A 19,650-nucleotide genomic window follows, 5' to 3' on the forward strand; every position below is an offset into this window, starting at 1 on the left:
AAAGAGAATGCGGGACCGGTCGTGCTGCGAAAACTCTCCACCTACCGACAGAAACGCGATTTCGAGAAGACACCGGAGCCGTCGGGCAAGACCGCGGTGGCGCCATCGGCGCAGCGGCGCTTCGTGATCCAGAAGCACGATGCGACGCGACTGCACTATGATCTGCGGCTCGAGTTCGACGGCGTGTTCAAGTCGTGGGCGGTGACCAAGGGACCCTCGCTCGATCCGCATGACAAGCGGCTCGCGGTCGAAGTCGAGGACCATCCGCTCGACTATGGCGATTTCGAAGGCACGATTCCGGAAGGGCAGTATGGCGGCGGCACGGTCATGCTCTGGGACCGCGGCACCTGGGAGTCCGAGGATCCCGAGCGCGGCTTCCAGAAGGGTGACCTCAAGTTCACGCTCCACGGCGACAAGCTGCATGGAAGCTGGGTGCTGGTGCGGATGAGGCATGACCGCATCGGCGGCAAGCGCACCAACTGGCTCCTGATCAAGCATCGCGACGAATATGCCAGCGAGAGCGACGACATTCTCGGCGAGGACAAGTCGGTGGCCTCCGGCCGCGCGATGGCGCAGATCGCTGATGGCAAGGGTCGCGCGCCAAAGCCGTTCATGCTGGCGAAGGGTGCCAAGGCCAAGGCCGATGCGGTCTGGCAGTCCAATCGTGCCGAGGAGCCGAAAGGGCGCACCGTCAGGCCGGCGCCCGGCGCGGCGTTGAAGCGCGGGAAGGAGGCGGCAAAGAAGAAAGCCACGATCGCGACAAACGCGAAAAAAGTCTCGGAGATGCCGGACTTCGTCGCGCCGCAGCTCTGTACCCCGGTCGAGCGGCCGCCGGCGGCCGATGGCTGGTGCCACGAGATCAAGTTCGACGGCTATCGCGTCCAGCTCCGCGTCGAGGACGGCGAGGCGACGCTGAAGACGCGCAAGGGCCTCGACTGGACCGACAAGTTCGCAGCCATCGCGAAGGAGGCGGGCGAGCTTCCCGACGCCATGATTGACGGCGAGATCGTCGCGCTGGATCACAACGGCGCGCCGAATTTCTCCTCGCTCCAGGCCGCGCTGTCGGACGGCAAGACCGAGGACCTGATCTTCTTTGCCTTCGATCTCCTGTTCGCCGAGGGGCTCGATTGCCGGCGCCTGCCACTCGGCGAGCGCAAGGACCGCCTCAGGCAAGTTCTGGACGCAGGCAAGAAGAAATCGAGCCAAATCCGCTATGTCGAGCATTTCGAGAGCAGCGGCGATGCCGTGCTGCAATCGGCCTGCAAGCTCGAGCTCGAAGGTGTGGTGTCGAAGAAGCTCGATGCGCCTTACCGGTCGGGACGAACGGAAAGCTGGACCAAGGCCAAATGCCGCGCCGGCCATGAGGTCGTGATCGGCGGCTGGAAGACCACCAACGGCAAATTCCGCTCGCTGATGGCCGGCGTGCACCGCGGCGATCATCTTGCCTTCGTCGGCATGGTCGGCACCGGCTTCGGCGCGGACACGGTCAAGCGCATCATGCCGTCCTTGAAAGCCATGGAGGCCAGGCAAAGCCCCTTCGGCGGCAAGAACGCGCCGAAAAAGACGCGCGACGTGCACTGGCTGAAGCCGGAGCTCGTCGCCGAGATCGAGTTCGCCGGGTTCACCGCCGACGGCAATATCCGCCAGGCCGCCTTCAAGGGCCTGCGGCAGGACAAGCCGGCTGAGGAGGTCGAGGCGGAAACACCCGCTGATACCGAACTCGCAAAGCCCTCGGCCAGGAAGCGGGCCGTGCCGAAGGCAGGCAAGCGGAAGGATGCCGGCACGGCCGAGGTGATGGGTGTCGTCATCTCAAAGCCCGACAAGGAGCTGTGGCCGGATGGCGGCGACGGCGCGGGCGTGACGAAGCTCGATCTCGCGCGCTATTTCGAGGCCGTCGGCGCCTGGATGATCGAGCACATCAAGGGCCGGCCCTGTTCGATCCTGCGCGCGCCTGATGGCATCGGCGGCGAAAAATTCTTCCAGCGCCATGCCATGCAGGGCACGTCGAACCTGCTGGAGCTCGCAAAGGTCTCGGGCGATCGCAAGCCGTACCTGCAGATCGATCGCGTCGAGGGGCTCGCCGCGGTCGCGCAGATCGGCGGCGTCGAGCTGCATCCCTGGAATTGTGCCCCGGACGCCTACGATACGCCGGGCCGGCTGGTGTTCGATCTCGATCCCGCGCCGGACGTCAAATTCGCCGATGTCGTGGACGCCGCCAAGGAGATGCGGCAGCGCCTCACCGACGTCGGCATGGAGAGCTTTTGCAAGACCACCGGCGGCAAGGGCCTGCACGTGGTGGTGCCGCTGCTCCACGGCGCGCGCGACAAGGTGAGCTGGAAGGAGGCCAAGGCGTTCGCGCAAGGCGTTTGCCAGTGGATGGCCGACGACGATCCCGAGCGCTATCTGCTCAACATGTCGAAGAAGCTGCGCAATGGAAAGATCTTCCTGGATTATTTGCGCAACGATCGCCTGTCGACGGCGGTGGCGCCGCTGTCGCCCCGTGCGCGCGATGGCGCGACCGTGTCGATGCCTGTGACATGGGCGCAGGTGAAGGGCGATCTCGATCCGAAGCGGTACACGGTGCGGACGGTACCGGGTCTGCTGGCGCGCTCGAAAGTCTGGGATGGCTATGACGGGGCGGCTTCGTCAATAAAGACCGCGATGAAGAAGCTCGCGGAGAAGAAGAAGTAGGGTGGGCAAAGCGAAGCGTGCCCACCATCTTTCTTATTGCGGCGAAGAGGTGGGCACGGCGCGTTGCGCCTTTGCCCACCCTACGAGGCCGCTACAGCTCCTTGCGCTAGATCCGTCCGAGCAACAGCAGGATCAGCAGGATGACGATGACGAGCCCGAGGCCGCCGCCGCCATAATAGCCGGTGCCGTAGAACGGGCCGCCGCCGATACCGCTGAAGCCGCCGAGCAGCGCGATGACCAAAATGATCAGAATGATCGTACCGATAGACATGCTAGTCTCCTCCAGCCCTTTGTTGAAAGGGTCGTTTGCACCTGTCCCGTGGTGCGAGGGCAACTTGCCGCAGGTTCTATAGTTCCCACGATGAAACACGGCGAACGGGGCCAACTTGCATGGAACCTTTGCTAGTCCAGGCGGCATGACTATGTGAGGATCAGTCACCACAGGGCAGCGCCATGTCAGCACCGCTTGTCGTCTCCATTCCGCATCGTCTCGGCCGCGAGGAAGCCGTGCGCCGGCTCAAGACCGGGCTCGGCCGCGCCGCCGCCAGCATTCCCGTGATGCAGGTCGAGGAAGAGCGCTGGAACGGCGACAGCATGAATTTTCGCATCCGCGCGCTCGGGCAGATCGCGAGCGGTCAGGTCGATGTCGCAGACGACCACGTCAAGGTTGAGGTTGTGTTGCCGTGGCTGTTGCAGCGCTTCGCCGAGATGGCGCAGGCGACCATCCGCAAGCGCGGGCAGCTGCTGCTGACCAAGGACGGGGGCAAGTAGCCGTCAGCTACGAGCGCGCTGTTGCCTGGGTCTCGCCGTGCTGGCGGCACGTGCTTCGATGACCGCAGCGGGAATATCCCGGAAGGCTTGCGCGAGCGGCAATTGATTGCCGGCAAGGTCCGGCCCGGTGTAGCCGGTGATGTCGATCGTCGCGTCAACGCCCTCGAACGCGGGCCATTGTCGGCCCTCTTGCGTGAACGGCGCAAACTGGCGCCCGACCACGACGATCGCAGCCGTGCGGCCGTGTCGGCGGACAAAGGCAATGACGTGGTCTGCGTGCGCGCCCCGGACCTGCAGCGGCTGATATTCGCCCTGCGCGAACACATCGGCGAGTTCGTTGCGCAGTTTGAGCAGGTGCCGCGTCCAGGCCAGCTTGAGCTGGCCGTTCGGCCAGGTCTTGGTCAGCCCGCGCCAGTCCGGCGCTTCCAGTGACGTCAGCGCCGTCTGCCGCGCGGCAAAGTCCACCGGGCGGCGGTTGTCGGGATCGACCAGCGACAGGTCCCAGTATTCGGTGCCCTGGTAGAAGTCCGGCACGCCGGGCAGCGTCGCCTTGAGCGTGAGCTGGCTCAGCGAATTCAAGGCGCCGAGCAGCGCGACGCGGCGTGCCAGGATTTGCAGCGCGTCCGGGAACTCGCTGGATTGTACTGGATCGAGGATCTTCCCGATGAAGCTCGCGACGCCGTTCTCATAGGCCTCGTGCGGGTTGAGCCAGCTGGTCTCCTCCTTGCCCTCGCGCGCGGCCTTGAGCGCATAGGCCTGGATGCGCTCGACGAAGCCAGCATCGGCCGTCTCCCCAAGCGGCCAGGCGCCGAGCAGGGTCTGGTAGAGCATGTATTCGAACGTCGCCGACGGGGCGCGCAGATTGCCGTCGAGCGCGAGATGCGGCGCGTTCAGGACTTTCCAGCGCGCCACCGCACTGGTCCATTCGCCGGGAATTTCGCTGAGCGCCGCGATCCGCGCGCGCGCGTCCTCGCCGCGCTTGGTGTCGTGGGTCGCGGTCGCCGTCATCCCTTGCGGCCATTCGTTGGCACGCGCGCGCATGGCCTCATGGAAGGCAGGTACCGTGAGGCCGTTGCTCGCGGGGTCGCCGCCGACCTCGTTCAAGGCGAGCAGCCGGTGGGATTGATAGAACGCGGTGTCCTCCAGCGACTTCGCCATCATCGGTCCCGTGAACTGCTGCACCTTCAGCGCGAAGCGGCGCACCCGCGGGGCGCTGTGCGGGGGACGGCCGGGTTTGAGCAGGTCCATGGTCAGCGCGTCGCGCAGGAAGTCGAAGATGCCTTCATCCGCAGCGAACCATTCCGCGCGGGCCCGTTCGATGGTGTCGTCGATCAGCTTGCGGTCGAGCGCGGTCGGGCCGCTATGCGTCAAATAGGTGCGATAGACCGGGAAGTGCAGCACGTACAATTCGAGCGCCTGCCGCAGGCTGTCGGCGGAGAAGTCGCGGGTCGAGTAATGTCCGTTGGCGATCCGCGCGAGCAGGCGAGTCAGCACGGTGAATTCGCTGGTCAGCAGCGTCTCCAGCACGCGCCGCTTGGCGTCCTTGACGTAAGGCGCCAGCTGTGGCGCGCGGTTGCTGATCTGCCGCCAGGTCTCGTTCAGCGCCTGCAGCCCTTTCGCGTCGACCAGAACCTGAGTGATGACATTCATCCACTCATAGCCCGTGGTGCCCTGAACGCCGGCAAAACGCGGCAGGCGCTCGTGCTCGCACAGGATCTTTTCGATCACGGTATAGAACGGTTTGGTGTTGCCTTGCGCGTCGCGCACCAGCCGGCGCAGCCGCTGGCAATATTGTGCGGGATCGCGCAGGCCGTCGATGTGATCGAGGCGGATGCCTTGCAGCTTGCCGTCGGCAATGAGCTGCTTCACCAGCCGGTGCGTGGCGGCGAACGTGCTCGCGTCCTCGACCCGCAGGCCCGCAAGCCCGTTGACGTCGAAGAAGCGGCGATAGTTGATGTCGCTGGAGGCGAGCCGCCAGTGCCCGAGCTTGTAGTGCTGGCGCTCCAGCAGATGATGCAGCGCCAGCGTCTGCGCCGGACGATCCTTGGCGGAACGATAGGTGGCGAGACCGCGTTCGATGATGTCGGCGCTGCCTGCGATCTCCTTGAGCTCCGCCTTGAAGCCGGGCGCTTCCCTGCGGTTGGGGCGACGCAGCCCGGTGTAGCGGGCCGCGAGCGCGAGCAGGCGCTTGCCGGCCTCGGTCTCGGCGGCGTCGGCTTCCTTCACGATCACGCGCAGCATTTCGCCATAGCGTTCCGGCGCGATCGGCAGGCGATGCTCGAAATACCAGGCGGAAAAACTGCCTTCATCGGCATCGTAGCGCAGCTCGATGTCGCCGCGCTCCAGCGCCTCACCGTAGGGCGAGCCGAGGATCGGCAGCAGCACGCCGCCGCGGGCACGATAGGCCAGTTGATCCCAGTCGATGTCGAAGGAAACCGCATGCGGCGAGGCCTGGCCCCATTCCAGCACGTCCAGCCACCAGGGATTGTCGGCAAAGTGCACGCCGACATGGTTTGGTACGAAGTCGATGATAAGGCCGAGGTCGTGCTGCGTGAGGGCGTCGCTCAGCCGGGCAAAGCCGGCCTCGCCGCCGAGCTCGGGATTGAACTGACTGTGGTCGACGGTGTCGTAGCCGTGGGTCGAGCCCTTGCGCGCCTTCATCACCGGCGAGGCGTAGAGATGCGTGATCCCGAGTGCCTTGAGGTAAGGCACGACCGCGGCGGCCTTGTCGAAGTCGAAATCCGCGGTGAGCTGAAGCCGATAGGTCGCCAGAGGAATGGCAGGAGGCATGCTAACCTCCGAGATGCCAGATCACCGACCAGGGTGGGAGCCGATCGCCGCTGACAGAGCCCCAGATCGGCGTGTCTGTCGCGTCGCTGGGACGTGCGATGTCCTTGTCCGAGAGATTGGTGGTCAGGAGCAGCCTCGCGCCGTCGCCCATGCGCCAATGCGCGGTGAGCAGGCCGCTATCGGCCGTCTCGGCATCGCCGAACCTCGCACCCTTCAGCCGCGGTGCGATCTCCTTGTGACGGAGCGCGAGCAGCTCCCGCACCAGCGCCAGCCGCGCATCCTGCTCCGGCGTGTGGCCGGTCCAATCCAGCACGGCCGATTGCAGCGTTTTGGGATCGAGTGGATCGGGGACCTCGTCGCCGTATTTCTCGTAGGCCCAGGCATATTCCTGCTTGCGCCCCTTGCGCACGGCATCGGCAAGGCCACCCTGGAAATCGCAGAAGAACGGGAAGGGCACCGTGGAGCCCCATTCCTCGCCCTGAAACAGCATCGGCACCATCGGCGCGAGCAGGGTGACCGCGAGCGCGGCTTCGATCTGCCGCGGCGATGCCAGGCTCTCGAGCCGATCACCGAACGGGCGATTGCCGATCTGGTCGTGGTTTTGCAGGAAGTTGACGAAGGTCGCCGGCGGCAGCTCGCCGCTCGCCTCGCCGCGCGGCTTCTTGCCCCAGAACTCCGAGATCTCGCCCTGGTAGACGAAGCCCGAGGTGAGCGCGCGCGCAAGATCCATGCTTGGCGTCTGGTAGTCGGCGTAATAGCCCGCGAGCTCGCCGGTCAGCATCACGTGCCAGACGTGGTGATAGTCGTCGTTCCACTGCGCGCGATATTTGCCGTTGGGCGGATCTTGCCCGGCATCGAGCAGGCTGGCGCGATTGTCGCCGTTCTCCAGCACGAGATGGATGTGCCGTCCCGTGGCCTTGGCGAGCTCGCCGGCGGCGACACTGAGGTCCTGCAACATCGACTGCTCGCCCGGGATCGCCATGACGTGATTGGCGGCATCCAGTCTCAGGCCGTCGAAGCGGTAGTCGGTGAGCCAGGACAGCGCGTTCTCGACCGCGAAGGCCCGGACCTGCGGCACGCGATAATCGATCGCGCTGCCCCAGGGCGTATGCGCATCGGTGAAGAAGGCCGGCGCATAGCGGCCGAGATAATTCCCCTCGGGGCCGAAATGATTGTAGACGACGTCGAGGAACACCATCAGTCCGCGCAGATGCGCCTCGTCGATCAGTGTCTTCAGGTCCTCGGGCCGGCCATAGGCGCTGTCGGGCGCGTACCAGAGCACGCCGTCATAGCCCCAGCCGCGGCGGCCGGCGAAATCGGCCAGCGGCATCAATTCCAGCGCGGTGATTCCGGTCGCAACGAGATGATCGAGCTTGTCGATCATGGCGCGGTAGGTGCCCTCAGGCGTGAAGGTGCCGACATGGGTCTCGATCAGTACCGTCTCTTCCCAGGGACGTCCGCGCCAATCGCGCGCGCGCCACGCGAAGGCATCATGATCGACGACTTCGCTCGGTCCAAAAACGTCGTCCGGCTGGAACGCGGATGCGGGATCGGGTACGTCGATCTCGTCGTCGATCCTGAACTGGTAGGGACTGCCGACGGGCAGGCCGGCAATCTCGGCGACATACCAGCCATCCTGCCGGCGCTGCATCGCGTGCCTTCTGTCGAGCAGGAGATCGACTCGGCGAGCGCCGGGCGCCCACAGCCGGAACGACACGCCGTCCTTGGTCGGCCTCGCCCCGAACGATGGTCTCATAGCGCCCCCGCGAAGGCGAGCACGGAGCGCGGCGGCGCCTTGCTGTCGCTTCCGGGCTGCAAATCAACACTGTTCGGTCTGGCATCGGTGGTGTTCAGGATCTGCTGCCAGCTTTTGTACTCGGCCATTTTGGGCAATTTGAATGCGATCTCTTCGGGGGCGGCGTTCAGTACGATAAAGATCGCGGCGCTCCCCGGTTCCATCGGCCCCATCACATAGGAGAGGAACCGCCCTTCCGGGAATTTCCAGTCGTTCTCCGTCATCTCGTCGCCGGCGGGCGTCAGCCACAGCGCGCCGTAGGAGACGCCGTCCTTGGGCCGGCCGTCGAGCCAGCGATGGCTGCGAAGTTGCGAGAAGCGGCGGCGGATCTCGGCGAGCCCGGCGACGAAATCGACCATGTCGTCGCCGTCCTTGCCGAGATTGTCCCAGCCGACCCAGCCGACCTCGTTGTCCTGGCAATAGGCGTTGTTGTTGCCGGACTGCGAATTGCCGACCTCGTCGCCGGCCAGGATCAGCGGAACGCCCTGCGCCAGCATCAGGCAGGCCAGCACGTTCTTGCGAAGCTGCCGCCGCAGCCCGAGAATCTCGGGATCGTCGGTCGGACCCTCGACACCGCAATTGTTGCTGTGGTTGTCGCTGGAGCCGTCGCGATTGTCCTCGCCATTGGCCTCGTTGTGCTTCTCGTTGTAGCTGAAGAGGTCGGCGAGCGTGAAGCCGTCATGCACCGTGATGTGGTTGATGCCGGCGCGCGGTCGCCGTCCGTCATGGTTGAACAGGTCGGATGAGGCTGTCATGCGGCTGGAGATGTCGCCAATCAGGCTGCCTTCGCCGCTCCAGTAGCGGCGCATGGCGCTGCGATACCGATCGTTCCACTCCGACCATTGGGAAGGGAATGCGCCGACCTGGTAGCCGCCGAGCCCGAGATCCCAGGGTTCGGCGACGAGCTTCACCGCCGCCAGCACCGGGTCCTGCCGGATCGCCGTCAGGAACGAGCTGCCGCGATCATAGCCGTTCGGTCCGCGCGCGAGCGTGGTGGCGAGGTCGAAGCGGAAGCCGTCGACATGGCAGACCTCGACCCAGTAGCGCAGCGAATCCATCACCATCTGGAGCACGCGCGGATGGGTGAGGTTCACCGACGAGCCGCAGCCGGTGAAGTCGTCGTAATAGCGCGGGTTCTCGCGGTTCAGCCAGTAATAGGAGGCATTGTCGATGCCGCGGTAGCACAGGGTCGGACCGAGGTGATTGCCTTCGGCCGTGTGGTTGTAGACGACGTCGAGCATCACCTCGATGCCGGCATCGTGCAGGCGCGCGACCGTGGTGCGGAAGGAATCGAGCGCATTGTCCTGGGCGTAGCGCGGTTCGGGCGCAAAGAAGGACAGCGTGTTGTAGCCCCAGTAGTTGACGAGCTTCTTCTCGACCAGAATGCGGTCGTCGATGAAGCTGTGGATCGGAAGCAGCTCGACGGTGGTGACGCCGAGCGTTTTCAAATGCTCGATCATCGCCGGCGACGACAGGCCGCCATAGGTGCCGCGCAAATTCGGCGGCACGTCGTCGCGCTTCTGCGTCAGACCCTTGACGTGGGCCTCGTAGATGATGGTGTCTTCCCAGGGGATGTTGGGCCGGATCTCGCGACGGCCCCAGTTGAAGGTCTCGTCGACGACGACCGCCTTGGGCATGCCGCGCGCGTTGTCGCGCCGGTCGAAGGAGAGGTCCTCGCGCGGCGAACCGGTGCGATAGGCGAAATGGGCATCGCTCCAGACCAGCCGCCCGGCGAGCCGTTTGGCGTAGGGGTCGAGCAGCAGCTTGTTGGCGTTGAAGCGGTGGCCGTGCTCGGGCTCGTAGGGGCCGTGCACGCGATAGCCGTAGAGCTGGCCCGGCGAGATGTCATTGAGATAGCCGTGCCAGACGTCCTCGGTCCGCTCGGGCAGCTCGACACGCTCGAGTTCGCGCCTTCCTTGCGTGTCGAACAGGCACAGCTCGACCTTCTGCGCATTGGCGGAGAACAACGCGAAATTGGTGCCGCGTCCGTCCCAGCTTGCGCCAAGGCGTGCGGGCGATCCAGCAGTCAGGCGCATCGGTCAGCTTTCCGGAACGAGAAAGATCGCGGCGAGCGGCGGAATGGTGAGGCGAAGCTCGGGCACCTTGCCGCCAGCGGCATGAACCTCGCCGATGTTTCCGACATTGGTGCCGCCGTAATGGGCGGAGTCCGAATTGAACACCTCTTTCCACTTGCCGGCGAAGGGCACGGGGACGCGATAGTTGCGATAGACGTTGGGCGAGAAGTTGATGATCACGAGACACCGTGCGTGCTCGTCGAATCCCTTGCGCAGCCAGGCGAACACGTTGCGGTTGGCGTCATCCGTGATCAGCCATTCGAATCCGCCCTGTTCGCAATCCATCTGGTGCAGCGCCGGCACCGCGCGATAGAGCCGGTTGAGGTCGCGGATCAGCGCCTGGATGCCGGAATGGTACTTGTATTCGAGCAGGTGCCAGTCGAGCGACTGGTCGTGATTCCATTCGCGGCTTTGCGCGATCTCCGCGCCCATGAACAGTAGCTTCTTGCCGGGGTGGCCGAACATGAAGCTGTAATAGGCGCGCAAATTCGCAAAGCGCTGCCATTCGTCGCCGGGCATGCGGCCAAGGATCGAACGTTTGCCGTGCACGACCTCGTCATGCGACAGCGGCAGGATGAAGTTCTCCGAGAAGGCGTAGTGCAGGCCGAACAGGATATCGCCGTGATGATGCTTGCGGTGGATCGGATCCTTGCTGATGTAGTTCAGCGTGTCGTGCATCCAGCCCATGTTCCACTTGTAGCCGAAGCCGAGCCCGCCGAATTCGACCGGGCGCGAGACCTGCGGCCACGCGGTGGATTCCTCGGCCGCCGTGGTCACCTGCGGGAAGCGCGCGTACAATTCGGTGTTGAAGCGGCGCAGGAACGCGATCGCTTCGATGTTCTCGCGGCCGCCATACTGGTTCGGAATCCAGGCGCCCGGCGGGCGGCTGTAGTCGAGATAGAGCATGGAGGCGACCGCATCGACGCGCAGGCCGTCGATCGCGTAACGCTCGAGCCAGAACAGCGCATTCGACACCAGGAAGTTCGTCACTTCGGTGCGGCCGTAATTGTAGATCAGCGTGCCCCAGTCGAGGTGGCGGCCCTGGAGCGGATTGGCATGCTCGTAGAGCGAGGTGCCGTCAAAGCTGCCGAGCCCGTGCGGATCGTCGGGGAAATGGCCGGGCACCCAGTCGAGCAGCACGCCGACGCCCTCGCGATGGCAGGCGTCGACCAGCGCGGCAAAATCCTCAGGCCCGCCGAAGCGGCTGGTCGGCGCATAGAGGCCGGTCGGCTGATAGCCCCAGGAGCCGTCGAATGGATGCTCGCTGACGGGCAGGAATTCGAGATGGGTAAAGCCCATGTCGCGGGCATAGGCCGGCAGCTGCTCGGCCAGCTCGCGATAGGTGAGCCATTCGCCGCCGTTCTTGCGCCGCCAGGAGCCGAGATGGACCTCGTAGATCGACATCGGCGCCGAGAGCGCGTTGATGCCATCCGGCGCCGGGCGCGGGCGTGCGAGATGTGCCTCGTCGAACACGATGGAAGCCGTCTTCGGCCGCACCTCGCTCGCAAAGGCCATGGGATCGGACTTCAGCGGCACCTGATGGCCGTGCGGCCCGATGATATCGAACTTGTAGTGGTCGCCGGCCTTGGCGTGCGGGATGAACAGCTCCCAATAACCGGCACCGCGGACCCGCATCGGATGGCGCCGCGCGTCCCAGAAATTGAAATCGCCGACCACGGATACGCGCCGCGCATTCGGCGCCAGCACGACGAAGCCGATGCCGTCGATGCCTTCGAGCCGCATCGGATGCGCGCCGAGCTTGTCGTAGAGGCGCTGATGGGTGCCTTCGCCGAGCAGATAGAGATCGAAATCGGTCAGGATCGGCGGGAAGCGATAGGCGTCCTCGAACTCGACGATGTTGTCGCCGAACCTGGCGCGGAGCTGATAGCGCTTCGAGCCGTTCGGCAAGGCGCCGATGAACAGGCCCGAAGCGTGGACGCGATCGAGCTTCGCCACCTCGCCATGTTCGCCCACCGCCTCGACATTGGTGGCCTCGGGGAGGAACGCGCGCACCACGCTCTTGCCGCCCTCGGGATGCAACCCGAGATAATGGAAGGGGTCGGAGTGGCGGCCCTCGATGATCGCGTAGGCCTCGGCTGGCAGTTTAGGCATGGGCTTCGCTCTCATTGGACAGAATGCGAAGCAGTCCGGTCAGCGGCGCGCGGAGCCCCTCAGGCCGGTGGGACAGCTCGTACTCTACTTCGTCGAAGGCTTGATCAAGCAGGAAAAACCTTAACAGGCCTTCCGCGGATTGCCGATCTTCCGGCCACAGCCGGCGATCGGTCATGGCTTCGCGGTAAGCGTTAAGGAATGTCGCGGCGGCGCGTTCGCGCCATTCGCCGAGTGCGGTCGTGAGCCGGTCCTGCTCGTCGGATGCGCCCGTCAGCGCGCGGCCGAGCGCTGTGTTAACCGAAAGCTCAATCGAGCGGATCAGGCCGGCGACGTCGCGTGCGGCCGGTGCCTTGCGCCGCTTGTCGGCCAGCGCGAGATGCGGATTGCCGTCGAAGTCGATGATGAAGATATCGTCCTTCACGATCAGGATTTGCCCGAGGCGGAAGTCGCCATGATGACGGATGTTCAACCCGCCGATGTCGGATGGCAAGAGTGCATAGAGGTGGTCGGGCAGGGTCGTGCGCACCGCGACGAGCTGGTCGATCAGAGGCCGGTCGGCCTCGCGCAGGCCGTCGCGGCTGTCGGCCAGCCGTTCGAAGATCCGCTCGGCCCGTGCCTTGAGCTCGGATGCCCAGCGCTCGACATGCGCGGGGCCGATCGGCTCCGGCGCGAGATCATCGGGCCTTGCGGCGGCGAGAGCGACATGCAGCTCGGCGAGCCGCCGGCCGATCTGCGCCATGAAGTGCAGATAAGGCGCCTGCTCCTGGGTCTCTCGGGGCGCTTCGCTCATCGGCGCCAACCGCTGCTCGTCGATATAGCGGTCGAGATAACCCGTGGTGACGGTCCAGCCGTCGCCCTGGTTCTCGACATAGGCGTGCAGCACGCCGACCGCGCTGCTTCGATCGCCTTCGACCAGCTCGACACTGCCGAGCAACGCCGGCGTATTGGCAAAGTGCGCGACGTCAGTGAGGTAGGAGCCGATCTCGATCTCGGGATTGATGCCGCCTTCGAGCTGGCGATAAATCTTGGCGACGTACTGGTTGTCGACCAGCGCCGTGCTGTTCGACTGCTCGATGGCGCGGATGCGTTCGGGCTCCTTGATGATGTAATCGGCGAACCGGCTGGTCGCCTTGAACTCCAGGCGCAGATTGTTCTCTTCCACCACCAGGTTCTGCGACAGATTGCGCAGGAACAGGCCGATGAAGATCTGCTCGGTCGCGACGTCGAGCAACGTACCCTCGCGCGCGCCCTGACGCACGGCGGCGAGCGCCTTCGGGTTGAAGCGTTCGCGGTCGAAGCGCACCCATTCGATCTGCATCGCCAGCACGTAGCGCGCCGTGGCATCCTGTTGCGGGGTTTCGAAGATCGCGATCCAGGGCCTGTTGTCGCCGATGTCGCAGAACGGCACCGCCGAGGTCAGCGTCGGCTTGATCTGCTTGGGATCTTGCTCGGGATACCAGCGCGTGCGCGACAGGAAGCCTGGCAGCACCTCGTGCTCGAACACGCCGCGCTCGCGCGCCAGCGACACCCAGGTCGAATTGACCGGCACCACCAGCGTCTCGAACTCAGGCACCGCGCGCGGCGTCACCGGCTCGGACTTGTTGCGCTCGGTGAGCTGGAACCAGTAGAAGCCGTAAGGCCCCAGCGTGATCATGTAGGGCACCTCGCCGATCGGCGGAAAACGCGTGCGTCCGAGCATCTCCTGCGGAATGCGGTCCTTCCACGGCGACAGATCGAGCTCGGTCGCCTGGGCTGCGCGCGAGAGGTTGGCGACGCACAGGATCACCTCGTCGTTGTACTGCCGGACATAGGCCAGCACGGCGCGGTTGGCCGGGCGGATGAAGGTCATGGTGCCGCGGCCGAAGGCGAGGGTCGATTTGCGTACCGAGATCAGGCGCTTGGTGGCGCTGAGCAGCGAGGACAGGCTGCGCGACTGCGCCTCCACGTTCACCGACTCGTAGCCGTAGACGGGGTCCATGATCAGCGGCGCGTAGAGACGGGCGGGATCGCAGCGGGAAAAGCCGCCATTGCGGTCCGGGCTCCACTGCATCGGCGTGCGCACGCCGTTGCGGTCGCCGAGATAGATGTTGTCGCCCATGCCGATCTCGTCGCCGTAATAGATGATCGGCGTGCCGGGAAAGGACAGCAGCAGCGAGTTCATGAGCTCGATCTTGCGGCGGTCATTGTCCATCAGCGGCGCCAGCCGCCGGCGGATGCCGACATTGATGCGGGCGCGGGGATCGTTGGCGTAGGTGGTCCAGAGATAGTCGCGCTCGACGTCGGTGACCATCTCCAGCGTCAGCTCGTCATGGTTGCGCAGGAACAGCGCCCATTGGCAGCTTGCGGGAATGTCCGGCGTCTGGCGCAAGATGTCGGTGATCGGAAAGCGGTCTTCCTGCGCGATCGCCATGTAGATGCGCGGCATCAGCGGGAAGTGGTAGGCCATGTGGCACTCGTCGCCGCGGCCGAAATATTCCTGCACGTCCTCCGGCCATTGATTGGCCTCGGCCAGCAGCAGCTTGCCCTTGGAGTAGGAGTCCAGTTCCTGGCGCAGGCGCTTGATGATCGCATGCGTCTCGGGGAGGTTCTCGTTGTTGGTGCCGTCGCGTTCGCAGAGATAGGGGATGGCGTCGAGGCGGAATCCGTCGACGCCGGCATCCAGCCAGCGCTTCATCACCTGGATCAGGGCGCTGACCACGCGCGGATTGTCGAAATTGAGGTCCGGCTGGTGCGAGAAGAAGCGGTGCCAGTAGAACGCCCCGGCTTCGTGGTCCCAGGTCCAGTTCGACTTCTCGGTGTCGGTGAAGATGATCCGCGTGCCCTGGTATTTCTGGTCGGTGTCGCTCCAGACATACCAGTTGCGGGCGCTCGAACCCGGATGGCTGCGGCGCGCGCGCTTGAACCATTTGTGCTGGTCGGAGGTGTGATTGACGACGAGCTCGGTGATGACGCGCAGGCCGCGCTTCTGCGCTTCCTGGATGAAGCGCTTGAAGTCCTTCATCGTCCCGAAATCAGGATTGACCGAGCCGTAGTCGGCGATGTCGTAGCCGTCGTCGCGTCCTGGCGATGGATAGAACGGCAGCAGCCACAGCGCGGTGACGCCGAGCTCCTGGAGATAGGGCAGCTTCTCGGTCAGTCCGGCGAAATCGCCGATGCCGTCATGGTTGCTGTCGGCAAACGCCTTGACGTGGAGCTGGTAGATGATGGCGTCCTTGTACCAGAGTTCATCCACGATCTCGGCTGCCTCGGCTTTTTGGGTGTCGACGGAAGACAAAACATTCATGGCGTGATCCTTACGCCAGGCAGCGGAACAGCAGCGCCGGGTCGCGGTCGGGATCGATATATAATCTGATCCCGCCCCATTCGATGCGGGACAGTTCGCCTGTGATGAGATTTTCGAGTGCGGTGACGTGGCGGCGTGCGCCGCCGGCGTCGATGGTGAGGTCGCCGAGCGGCAACCAGACTTCGCGGACATGGCGCGAGAGGGCGATGACCGCGACGACAGTGTTGGCTGGATCGGCCGCCTCCTTGGCAAAGGCGATCGTCTCGCCGTCCTCGACGCCGAGGAAGCGCAAATTCTCCATTTGTTGAAGTGCGGCGTTATCGTTGCGGATGCGATTGAGCGCGGCGATGTAGGGCTTGATGTTGCCGGGCCGGTCCCAGTCGCGCTGCTTGATCTGGTATTTCTCGGAATCGAGATATTCTTCGCGGCCGGGAATCGCGTCATGCTCCAGCAGCTCGAACCCGCTGTAGATGCCGTAACTGCCGGACAGCGTCGCGGCCAGCGCGGCTCGCGACTTGAACGCCCAGGGCTCGCCACCCTGGAGATGATAGGGCAGCAGGTCGGGCGTGCTCACGAACAGGTTCGCCCGGTAGAAATCCCGCTCGGGATAGCGGGTCAGCTCGCCCAGATATTGCTCCAGCTCCCATTTCGCGGTGCGCCAGGGGAAATAGCTGAAGGACTGTGCAAAGCCGAGCTTGGCGAGGCCCTGCATCAGCTTCGGCCGTGCAAAGGTCTTGGAGAACAGGATCACCTCGGGATGGCGGCGGCGGATGTCGCTGATCAGCCACTCCCAGAACGGAAGCGGCGCGGTGTCGTGATTGTCGATGGCGAAGATGGTGACGCCGTGGTCGATCCAGAACAGCATGGCATCGCGAAACGCGTTCCACAGCCCGGCCCTGTCGACGGAGGCGAAATCGGGGATGACGATGTCCGAATAGGGATCATCCGCCGTCCGCACCGAGCGGTCCGGCCGCCATTTGAACCATTCCGGATGCTGCCTCAGCCAGGGATGGTCCGGCGAGCATTGCACGGCGAAGTCGAGCGCGAGCTCGAGGCCGTATTCGAGACAGGTCGCGACCAGCGCGCGGAAATCCTCGATCGTGCCGAGCTCAGGATGCAGTGCATCGTGCCCGCCCTCGGTCGTGCCGATCGCATAGGGCGAGCCGGGATCGCCTTCGGTCGCCACCGGCGCATTGTTGCGGCCCTTGCGGCGGGTGCGGCCAATGGGGTGGATGGGCGTGAAGTAGAGCACGTCAAATCCCATCGCGGCGATGTCGGGCACGCGCGCGATGCAGTCACGGAGCGTGCCATGCTGGCCGGGGCTCTGGCCCTGGCTGCGCGGCATCATCTGATACCAGCCGCCGAAGCGCGCTCTGTCGCGGTCGACGATCAGCGGGAAGTTCTGCGAGCGGGTCAGGTCGGGCCGCGACTGGCTCTCAGCCATGGCCGCGCCGAGATCGGCTGCCAGCAGCGAGCCGACGTCGCCGGTCTGAAGATAATCCTCGCATTGCTTCACGATGACCGCCGCAGCGTCCTGCCGGGCGCCATGTGCCTTGGTCAGGAGGCCGGCGCCCTCGATCGCGTCGAGGCTGACGTCCGCACCGGCGCGCCGCTTGCGCTCAACCCCGTGCGACCAGGTGGCGAACTCGTCGGTCCACGCTTCGATCGCATAGACATATTGGCCGGGCTCGCCGGGGGTGAAGGCGCCGGACCAGCGGTCATTGCCGTGATGGATCATCGGCTCGCTCCGCCATTCCCGGTCCTGTTCTCCTCGCCAGATCAGCGCGGCACCGATCACCGCGTGGCCGCCGCGATAAATGTCCGCCCAGACGTCGACCCGTTCGCCCGCAATCCGCTTCACCGCGAAACGGCCGCTGTCGATCGAGGGATAGATATCTTCGATGAGGAAAGCGCTGCCGGCTGCGGCACTCTCGACAGTTTGAATTGTCTTGTTCACGGTGATGCCATTGACAAGAAAGCAGGAGCCCGTTTCCCTTGTCGGGAACCTACGCTTGATACCAATATAGAAAGCCGCTTGTGTGTCATTGGTTCCCTTGGGAACGGCAGGCACGGTCTGCGAGTTAGCCCTGACTAACCTCTTCCACGACCTCGTTAAATTCCCTGCCCCCGGCCGGATGACGGCCTGCAAGCTGCGTGCCGAATGGATCTTTTAGCTCAAGCCCGGATCAAGGGCGTTCAGTCCGAATTCGTCGATGCCCTCGGAAAGCTGCGGGTCACCGATCCCGTGGCCCTCAAATCCATCCTCGAGGCCCTGCCGGAGAAGCGGGTTTACCGCTTCGTCGGCGGGCCCGTGGTGGTGCGCGCCCTGGGACATCCGCGCACCGAATTGACGACAATCGGCGCGCCGCCGCTGCAATGGACATTGCGCGCAAACGGCAATGTGATCGCGCAAGGCGAGACCCACGAGCCCGTGATCGCCTGGCCCGCCGGCCTGCCGCTCGGTTATCATCGGTTGACGCTGACCGATGCCAAGGGTGTTGCGGAAGAGGTGCCGATGATCGTGGCGCCCGAACGCGCCTTCGGCGGCGATTTCGCCCGTGGCTGGCTGCTTGCCGTTCAGCTCTACAGCGTCCGCTCGGACCGCAATTGGGGCATTGGCGATTTCACCGACCTCGCCGATCTCGTCCGGCTCGCCAGGCAGCTCGGCGCCGATGGCGTCGGGCTCAATCCGCTGCATGTTCTGTTCGACAACCACCCCGCCGATTGCAGCCCCTATTCGCCGAACAGCCGGCTGTTTCTCAACCCGCTCTATATCGACGTCGAGGCGATCCCGGAGTTTGCCGCCGACCTCGTCCCCGACGCGGCGGCGACCGCCGCGCGGCTGCGCGAAGGCGACCGTGTGCCCTATGCGGACATGGCGGCGCTGAAATGGCTCGGCCTGCGCGCCGCCTACAACAGTTTCGTGACGAGCGCGAGCGAGGCGCGCCGCAATGAATTCGACGCCTTCCGCGCGGACCGCGCGCCGCTGTTGTCCCGCTTTGCCTGCTTCGAGGTGCTGCGGCATCGCTTCTCCGGGCCTTGGTGGGAGTGGCCGCAAGAGTGGCAGCAGCCGGATGAAGCCAAATGCGCCGAGCTCCGCAACGGTCCCGACAAGCGCGAGGTCGAGTTCGTCGAATTCGTGCAATGGACGGCCGATAGCCAATTGCAGTCCGCCAAGGAATTGGCCGGCCAGCTCGGCATGCGCGTCGGGCTCTATCTCGACGTCGCCGTCGGCGTGCAGTCCAACGGCTTCGACGCCTGGAACGAGCAGATGGCGATTTCGCGCCATCTCGCCGTCGGCGCGCCGCCCGACGTGCTCAACACCGTCGGACAGGATTGGGGCCTTGCCGGCTTCAATGCCGGTGGTCTGGAGGCGCAATCCTTCGTGCCGTTCGCCGACATGCTGGCCGCCTCGATGCGCCATGCCGGCGCGATCCGGCTCGATCACGTGCTGGGCTTGAAACGGCTGTATCTGGTGCCGCGCGGCTTCAAGCCGGACAACGGCGCCTACGTGCAGATGCCGTTCGAGGCGCTGCTCGGCGCCGTGGTGCGCGAGAGCGCGGCGCACAAATGCATCGTGATCGGCGAGGACCTCGGCACCGTGCCGGAAGGTTTCCGCGAGACCATGCAGGATTTCGGCATCTGGTCCTACCTGGTCATGATGTTCGAGCGCGACGATGCCGGCCGCTTCCGCAATGCCGACCATTACCGGCCCAACGCGCTGGTCACGCTGAACACGCATGATCTGTGCACCTATGCCGGCTGGCGCTCCTTCAGCGATCTCAAGATGAAGCGCTCGCTCGGGCTCGACCCTGGCGAGAACGACCAGGCGCGCTGGGATGCGCTCGGCAGGCTCGACGAGATCCTGCGCCAGAACGGCATCAACGCCAACGATCTCTATTCGGTGCTCGCCTTCCTGTCGCGGACGCCGTCGCGTCTGCTGGCGGTGTCGCTGGAGGATCTGCTCGGCGTAATTGACCAGCCCAACATTCCCGGTACGATCGATGAGCATCCGAACTGGCGCCAGCGCCTGCCGGTGGCGCTCGACAAGATCGCCGCCAAGGTCGATGTTACGGCCTTGAAGGCGGCGACGCGGGAACGCTCGTTGACCGGCGGGAGTTGAAACGGCGGAT

At 64.9% G+C, this 19,650-nt stretch carries 10 protein-coding genes; 3 read left to right on the forward strand and 7 right to left on the reverse strand.

Features of this window, described 5'->3' with window-relative positions:
- Positions 1-21: 21 nt before the first annotated feature.
- Complete coding sequence (gene ligD, locus ACVJ5M_RS11365) at positions 22-2,691, forward strand: DNA ligase D (RefSeq protein WP_354097177.1); 2,670 nt, start codon at positions 22-24, stop codon at positions 2,689-2,691.
- Between the two features lie 106 nt (positions 2,692-2,797).
- On the opposite strand, the gene ACVJ5M_RS11370 is transcribed toward ligD, so the two are convergent.
- Positions 2,798-2,962 (reverse strand): DUF3309 family protein, encoded by a 165-nt coding sequence (locus ACVJ5M_RS11370; RefSeq protein ID WP_007595743.1) that lies wholly within the window; start codon positions 2,960-2,962, stop codon positions 2,798-2,800.
- A gap of 182 nt (positions 2,963-3,144) precedes the next feature.
- On the opposite strand from ACVJ5M_RS11370, the gene ACVJ5M_RS11375 reads away from it, so the two are divergent.
- Positions 3,145-3,462: a polyhydroxyalkanoic acid system family protein gene (locus ACVJ5M_RS11375; protein WP_085405235.1), complete on the forward strand. Its 318-nt coding sequence runs from the start codon at positions 3,145-3,147 to the stop codon at positions 3,460-3,462.
- Between the two features lie 3 nt (positions 3,463-3,465).
- Here ACVJ5M_RS11375 and treY read toward each other — a convergent pair whose 3' ends face one another.
- Genes treY through ACVJ5M_RS11405 form a run of 6 tightly spaced genes read right to left on the reverse strand, consistent with a single transcriptional unit; the run spans position 3,466 to position 17,474 of the window.
- On the reverse strand, positions 3,466-6,252 hold the full coding sequence (treY, locus tag ACVJ5M_RS11380) for a malto-oligosyltrehalose synthase (RefSeq protein ID WP_231143286.1): 2,787 nt from the start codon (positions 6,250-6,252) through the stop codon (positions 3,466-3,468).
- Between the two features lies 1 nt (position 6,253).
- Positions 6,254-8,008 carry a malto-oligosyltrehalose trehalohydrolase gene (gene treZ / locus ACVJ5M_RS11385; protein ID WP_231143285.1) on the reverse strand — a complete coding sequence of 585 codons (1,755 nt, stop codon included), beginning with the start codon at positions 8,006-8,008 and terminating at the stop codon, positions 6,254-6,256.
- Entirely contained in the window at positions 8,005-10,083 is a 2,079-nt protein-coding gene (glgX, locus tag ACVJ5M_RS11390) for a glycogen debranching protein GlgX (protein ID WP_063981400.1), read from the reverse strand. The genes treZ and glgX overlap by 4 nt, the downstream gene beginning before the upstream one ends.
- A 3-nt stretch (positions 10,084-10,086) precedes the next feature.
- Entirely contained in the window at positions 10,087-12,234 is a 2,148-nt protein-coding gene (gene glgB, locus ACVJ5M_RS11395) for a 1,4-alpha-glucan branching protein GlgB (RefSeq protein WP_063981401.1), read from the reverse strand.
- Entirely contained in the window at positions 12,227-15,517 is a 3,291-nt protein-coding gene (gene treS, locus ACVJ5M_RS11400; RefSeq protein WP_063981402.1) for a maltose alpha-D-glucosyltransferase, read from the reverse strand. Before treS ends, glgB begins: the two co-directional genes overlap by 8 nt.
- Positions 15,518-15,527: 10 nt before the next feature.
- Positions 15,528-17,474 (reverse strand): maltotransferase domain-containing protein, encoded by a 1,947-nt coding sequence (locus ACVJ5M_RS11405; protein WP_063981403.1) that lies wholly within the window; start codon positions 17,472-17,474, stop codon positions 15,528-15,530.
- 204 nt (positions 17,475-17,678) lie between these two features.
- Between ACVJ5M_RS11405 and malQ the strand changes: the two genes are divergently transcribed.
- Positions 17,679-19,640 carry a 4-alpha-glucanotransferase gene (gene malQ / locus ACVJ5M_RS11410; protein WP_063981404.1) on the forward strand — a complete coding sequence of 654 codons (1,962 nt, stop codon included), beginning with the start codon at positions 17,679-17,681 and terminating at the stop codon, positions 19,638-19,640.
- Positions 19,641-19,650 lie beyond the last annotated feature (10 nt).

The organism is Bradyrhizobium sp. S3.7.6 (genome assembly GCF_054061875.1).

Coding starts and splice junctions, on each gene's coding strand:
- ACVJ5M_RS11370 (WP_007595743.1), bottom strand. CDS start 2,962: ATGTCTATCGGTACGATCATTCTGATCATTTTGGTCATCGCGCTGCTC.
- ACVJ5M_RS11375 (WP_085405235.1), top strand. CDS start 3,145: ATGTCAGCACCGCTTGTCGTCTCCATTCCGCATCGTCTCGGCCGCGAG.
- treY (WP_231143286.1), bottom strand. CDS start 6,252: ATGCCTCCTGCCATTCCTCTGGCGACCTATCGGCTTCAGCTCACCGCG.
- treZ (WP_231143285.1), bottom strand. CDS start 8,008: ATGAGACCATCGTTCGGGGCGAGGCCGACCAAGGACGGCGTGTCGTTC.
- glgX (WP_063981400.1), bottom strand. CDS start 10,083: ATGCGCCTGACTGCTGGATCGCCCGCACGCCTTGGCGCAAGCTGGGAC.
- glgB (WP_063981401.1), bottom strand. CDS start 12,234: ATGCCTAAACTGCCAGCCGAGGCCTACGCGATCATCGAGGGCCGCCAC.
- treS (WP_063981402.1), bottom strand. CDS start 15,517: ATGAATGTTTTGTCTTCCGTCGACACCCAAAAAGCCGAGGCAGCCGAG.
- malQ (WP_063981404.1), top strand. CDS start 17,679: ATGGATCTTTTAGCTCAAGCCCGGATCAAGGGCGTTCAGTCCGAATTC.